At 58.1% G+C, this 5,596-nt stretch carries 6 protein-coding genes; all 6 read right to left on the bottom strand.

Annotated elements, in window-relative coordinates; all coding sequences use genetic code 11:
- Positions 1 to 1,136: IS21 family transposase (gene istA / locus FYJ24_RS12155; RefSeq protein ID WP_154546711.1), on the bottom strand; the 1,136-nt coding region annotated here is incomplete at its 3' end.
- A gap of 189 nt (positions 1,137 to 1,325) precedes the next feature.
- Positions 1,326 to 1,940 carry an IS4 family transposase gene (locus FYJ24_RS12150; RefSeq protein ID WP_206192712.1) on the bottom strand — a complete coding sequence of 205 codons (615 nt, stop codon included), beginning with the start codon at positions 1,938 to 1,940 and terminating at the stop codon, positions 1,326 to 1,328.
- 107 nt (positions 1,941 to 2,047) lie between these two features.
- Entirely contained in the window at positions 2,048 to 2,479 is a 432-nt protein-coding gene (locus FYJ24_RS12145) for a hypothetical protein (RefSeq protein WP_154487576.1), read from the bottom strand.
- Positions 2,476 to 3,489, bottom strand: a complete 1,014-nt coding sequence (locus tag FYJ24_RS12140) for an ATP-binding protein (RefSeq protein ID WP_154487574.1) — start codon at positions 3,487 to 3,489, stop codon at positions 2,476 to 2,478. Before FYJ24_RS12140 ends, FYJ24_RS12145 begins: the two co-directional genes overlap by 4 nt.
- A 63-nt stretch (positions 3,490 to 3,552) precedes the next feature.
- Complete coding sequence (gene glmS / locus FYJ24_RS12135; RefSeq protein WP_154546709.1) at positions 3,553 to 5,379, bottom strand: glutamine--fructose-6-phosphate transaminase (isomerizing); 1,827 nt, start codon at positions 5,377 to 5,379, stop codon at positions 3,553 to 3,555.
- Positions 5,380 to 5,422: 43 nt separating this feature from the next.
- Positions 5,423 to 5,590 (bottom strand): hypothetical protein, encoded by a 168-nt coding sequence (locus tag FYJ24_RS13615; RefSeq protein WP_404814716.1) that lies wholly within the window; start codon positions 5,588 to 5,590, stop codon positions 5,423 to 5,425.
- Positions 5,591 to 5,596 lie beyond the last annotated feature (6 nt).

Here is a 5,596-nt window from a genome sequence, read left to right as displayed (position 1 = left end):
TTACCATGACGAGGATGTAGCGCCACTCGCTGCCCTTTGTGCATGACCTCCACGGAGGTGTCGGTCACCCGAACGTCCAGCTTCACCCCCACCAGGGCGTGGGGCACGCTGTATAGCCGCTTCTCGATCTCGATGTGATAGTCGATACCCGGCCGTGCCTTACGCCACTCGGCGTAGGTGTAGGGCGTGGCGGGGAGTGGTCGTAGTGCCGGTCGGTCGAGGGCATCGAACAGGCTTTGACGACTCTCTGTCCGTCCTTGGAACGGGCGCTGGTTCAGCGCTGGTAACAACGCGGCGATGGCGGCGTTCAACTCGGCCAGAGAGAAGAACGTCTGGTGCCGTAACCGGGCCAGGATCCAGCGCTCGACCAACAGCACGGCGGCTTCAGCCTTTGCCTTGTCCTTGGGCTTGTAGGGACGCGCGGGCAGCACCGCCGTCTGATAGTGAGCAGCCAGTTCAGCGTAAGTCTCGTTGATCTTCGGGGTGTAACGGTCCGCCTTGGTGACCGCTGCCTTGAGGTTGTCCGGAACCAGCAGTGCCGGCACCCCGCCGAAGAACGTCAGCATCCGTTGGTGGGAGGCGATCCAGTCCGGCAGGCTCTGGCTCCCGGTGGCCTCGGCGAAGGTGTAGCTGGAGGCGCCAAGCACGGCGACAAAGACCTGGGCCTGACGCATCTCTCCGGTGCTCCGGTCCACCACCGGCACGGTCGGTCCGCAGTAATCGATAAAGACCTTCTCGCCGGCCCGGTGAACCTGGCGCATGCTGCGCCGTTGCCGCCCCCGCCAGAGCCGGTAGTGGTGGCAGAATTGGCTGTAGCGGTAGGCCTTGTCGCCGTGGCGTTCCGTGTACTCGGCCCAGAGCAGTTGCAGGGTAACGCCCTTGGTCTTGAGTTCCTGATGAACCTGGAAGTAATCCGGCTCAGCAAAGCGTGAGGGCGGTGCCTTGACGGGGAACAGCCGTGCTTCCAGCCAGGCCTCATCAGCATCCTCGGGCAACGGCCAAGTGATGCCCTTCGCCTGGGCCTGGCTGACGTACTTGCCGACCACGCCTTTGGAGAGACCACAGGCGCGGGCAATGCGGTCGTGGCTCAGGCCTACTTCGTGCTTGAGGCGCAAGACCTCGATGATCTGTCGCATGGAAATCCTCGCAGCCGGCATCCGCACTTCCTCGTGATGAAAAAGAAGGGTATGCCGAATAAAGTTAAAGAATTCCAGCGTGTTGGATGTGATTCCGGGGGAACGTGACCGATGATTCCGGCAACGTGACCGGCGATTCCGGAAAACTGCCCAAAATCGGTCACGATAAAACGGAATGCGCGGTCACCATCATCCAGAACAGACGGTCACGTTCAAACGGAATGGGCGGTCACGATAGGGCGGAATACGCACCGGGCTACGCACCCGGCCGACGTAGTACCAACCACGTGCCTCAACCGCCTCGAACCAGGGATTACGAAAGCCCGCATCGGTGACCAAGATCGGCGTGGCGTTGTCAGGCAGTATCTCGGCCAGAGCGGCCAACAAGTATGCCTCACAGTGTTGGCAGCCATCCTTGTGGTGGACTTTCTCGAAGATTGGCAGCGAGCGCCCGGCAAAGGGCACCGCGGCGCGCAGCAAGAACCGTTTGCCACGGTCATCAATCGGCGACCAGTCCACCAGAATCAGCGGGCGGGTCATGTGGCCAATCAGCAGGCTGGCCACGAGCCAATAGAACAGGGGACGCTCCTGATGCAGGTGAGGGTTGCCCAGCAACCGATCGACTCGCTTGATGGTGTGCTTGGTAGCCACTGGCCCTGGCAAGGCACGCCCCAGGGCGGTCAAGCCCAGGCGGCGCTCGCCCAGCAGGGCACCCACCGTGTCGAGCAGCGCCTGCAGGCGCTTGGCATGGACCAGGGGGAGTGATGAGGTCAGCAGAGTATGTAAGAATCGAGGGGCCTGCATGGGTCTCCTTAGGCATATTGTTGGTTTGGCGATTAACAACATGCCGACCCATGCAGGCCTTTTCAATCATATCATCCTGATTTTCTTATCTATTTCGTGGGGATCCGTCAGACTTCAATGGCATCTTTGAGTGGTTGCAGCCATGCGTCTCGATGCCCATTGATCACCAAAACCAGTTTCACGTCCTGACCAGACCAATCCACTTCACGAAATCTGGCCGGTATAGACTCGTCTGCTGTGTCATGTCGCCCCAAACAGGCAGCAAGGGTTAACGAAAAGGCATTGATCAGCTTGTCGCGTATTTCAGCAACGAACTCGTCAAAATTTGGTTTGGTTTCGGGCCTTGGACTGCTCGATTTAGCCTCTACAACCCAAAGCACTGGCTCTCCCTTACGGCTGTTTTTGAGCAGAAGGAACTCCGCCATTTGCACGTGGTTTTGTATCCGTCGATATAGATCACTTTCCTCAATGTAGAGGCAGTGGCCTTCAGGAAAGGGGCCAAACGTCATTCCAGATTCCTGGATCGCCTGATTTGTCATGTCAGAACCAGCTCCACCTCTTCCTGATAAAGCCGGATCGACTCCTCAATGATTTTGTTATCAGGCATCCCCTCTTGCAGGTTGTTGCATGTCCACTCTCCATTTTCCTCAGAGATCACCGGAACTGATATACCCTTCTCCTGTGCGATCAAAAAAAGCTTCTTGATGACAAAGTACGAGTGGCTAGCCATGAAAAACTGAATCCCACGCTCAGACAACAGAGCGATGATGTCCAATAACTGAGAAATGGCCTTCGGATGTAGTGCAGACTCCGGTTCGTCAATAAAAATGACCGAACTGGTATCCAGATAGCGGTTACCGAGAAGCGTGTCCAGGATCGCAATTTTCTTGATACCTTCCGCTGTCACACCGATAGGGAACTTCTGATTCCCTTTTTTGAAAGCCCACTTGTTGGAGGCATCATCAAACTCGATTTTCCCTCCAAGCATCGACTCAAGGTCCTGCCTGGATTTCGAGAACTCCCGGTAGTTGTTGCCCTTGGTGGTGGAATTTCTCAACGCCCGAGCAAGATCCAGATAGGTATTGTCGAAACCAAAGGCCTTATCCTGCTCCCGGGATTTGAGAATGATGTGATGTATCGACAGTACTTCCTTGGCCGGAAGGAAAATGGAATTACTGCTCCTGGGCGGAACATGATTTTCCAACGACGAAATCTGCTTGGTCGTATCCTTACCAAAGTTATAGATGAAGTTCCGGTCATCAAATGTCATCGAATAGTGCAGAGGCCTTTCTGCACCTTTGGTCACCAGATCACCAATCTTGTCTGGCTGAAAGGTCCAATACAGGTTTTCAGCCAGTATCTCGGCTGCCGTCCGCTGATCATCCCCACGCTGATAGTCTTCCAGCGTACGCATAGAACTGTAGAGTGCTTTCAGCAGAAAGGTTTTACCGGTGCCATTGCCACCAATGACCAGATTGATCGGCCCCAGGGACGGCCACTTCAAAGATCCAAGAGGGCCAAAATTAACAAGCTCTACCTTACTCAGCATGATTGCTCTCCCTGGCCGACTTTATTTGTATCCCACACCTGATACCTCACAGTGAGGTACCGATCATTCCACCGTCACGCTTTTCGCCAGGTTACGTGGCTGGTCCACATCGGTGCCTTTCAATACGGCCACGTGGTAGCTCAGCAGCTGTAGCGGCAGGGTATATAGCAGCGGCGCCAGTGCCTCGTGCACCTCCGGTAATTCCAGTACGCGGATATCTTCCTGAGCGCTGATGCCTACCTTGCGATCGGCAAATACGAACAGCTGACCACCGCGAGCGCGCACTTCTTGAAGGTTGGACTTCAGCTTTTCCAGCAGCTCGTCATTGGGCGCTACCGAAATTACCGGCATTTCACTATCCACCAGCGCCAGCGGGCCGTGCTTCAGCTCGCCCGCAGGATAGGCTTCCGCGTGAATGTAGGAGATCTCCTTGAGCTTCAGGGCGCCTTCCAGGGCAATCGGGTAGTGAGCGCCACGCCCCAAAAACAGCGCATGGTGCTTTTCGGCAAACGCCTGGGAGAGCGCTTCGATCTGCGCATCGAGGCCTAGCACCTGCTGGCAGAGCGATGGCAGGGCCTGAAGACCCGCCAGAATCTCCGGCTGCTCCGGCTGGCCTTTCGCTTTACTGACGGAGAGCGTCAGTAGCAGCAGTGCGATCAATTGCGTCGTAAACGCTTTGGTGGAGGCCACGCCGATTTCAGGGCCTGCACGAGTCATCAGCGACATATCCGACTCGCGCACCAGCGAACTGCCGGGCACGTTGCAGATCGCCAACGTACCGACATAGCCAAGGGTTTTGGCAAACCGTAGCGCTGCCAGCGTATCGGCGGTTTCCCCAGACTGAGAGAGGGTGACGAATAGCGTACCTTCCGGCACGACCGGGTGGCGGTAACGATACTCGGAGGCCACTTCGACCTGCACCGGCACGCCAGCATAGCGCTCCAGCCAGTAGCGGGCCACCAGGCCCGCATGGTAGCTGGTGCCACAGGCGATGATATGCACCTGGCGGGTTTTCTGGAACAGCGCCTGGGCATCTGGCCCGAAGCTCTCGACCAGAACGCTGCTGGCACTCATGCGCCCTTCCAGCGCTGCCTCGATGACCTTGGGCTGCTCGAAGATTTCCTTGAGCATGTAGTGGCGATACTCTCCCTTGCTGGCGGCGCCATCGCCATGCTCGAAGGTATGCACCGGGCGCTCGACAACGTTCCCCTGACGGTCGACGATGCGGATGACACCGTGTTCGCGCAGCTCGACCAGATCGCCCTCTTCCAGGTAGATGAAGCGGTCGGTGACCTGCAACAGCGCCAGCGGGTCGGAGGCCAGGAAGGCTTCATCGATCCCCACGCCCACCACCAGCGGGCTGCCCTGACGGGCGCCCACCACCACGTTAGGCTCGTGCGTACTCATCACGCCCAGCGCGTAAGCTCCCCCCAGCCCGCTGACGATCTCCTGGGTCGCTTCGAACAGTGTCTTGCCAGTAGTGAGTTTGTCGGCCAGTAAGTGGGCGATCACTTCGGTATCGGTGTCGGAAGTGAAGGTGTAGCCGCTGCCCTGCAGCATCTCCTTGATCTGCTCGTAATTCTCGATGATGCCGTTATGTACTACAGCGACACTGTCGCGGCTGTGGTGGGGGTGAGCGTTGGCCTCGGAGGGCTTGCCGTGGGTGGCCCAGCGGGTATGGGCGATACCGCAATGCCCCGGCAGTGCCTCGTTGGCCAGGCGCTCTTCCAGGGCCGCTACCTTCCCCAGTGCCCGGTGGCGGGTCAGCGCTCCGCTGCTGAGTACCGTCATGCCTGCCGAATCATAACCGCGATACTCCAGGCGCTTGAGTCCTTCCAGCAATATCCCCTGCACATTGCGCTGTGCCACGGCTGCGACGATACCGCACATACTCCACTCTCCTGAAGGCGCCAAGCGCCTGTATCACCGGTGTTTAGTTTGCTTTTTTGGTGGGGCGCGGCCAGTCGGCCTTTTCCAACTGGCGGCTGCGGGTCACTGCCAGGGCGTGCTCCGCCACGTCCTTGGCGATGGTGGAGCCCGCCCCCACGGTGGCCCCCTGACCAATCGAAACAGGGGCAACCAGCGCGCTGTTGGAGCCAATGAAGGC

It is taken from the genome of Scrofimicrobium canadense (assembly GCF_009696615.1).
Classification (GTDB): domain Bacteria; phylum Actinomycetota; class Actinomycetes; order Actinomycetales; family Actinomycetaceae; genus Scrofimicrobium; species Scrofimicrobium canadense.
The sequence above is the reverse complement of the archived record's forward strand: the minus strand, read 5'-3'. Positions and strand labels throughout refer to the sequence as shown.

Coding starts and splice junctions, on each gene's coding strand:
- FYJ24_RS12150 (WP_206192712.1), bottom strand. CDS start 1,940: ATGCAGGCCCCTCGATTCTTACATACTCTGCTGACCTCATCACTCCCC.
- FYJ24_RS12145 (WP_154487576.1), bottom strand. CDS start 2,479: ATGACAAATCAGGCGATCCAGGAATCTGGAATGACGTTTGGCCCCTTT.
- FYJ24_RS12140 (WP_154487574.1), bottom strand. CDS start 3,489: ATGCTGAGTAAGGTAGAGCTTGTTAATTTTGGCCCTCTTGGATCTTTG.
- glmS (WP_154546709.1), bottom strand. CDS start 5,379: ATGTGCGGTATCGTCGCAGCCGTGGCACAGCGCAATGTGCAGGGGATA.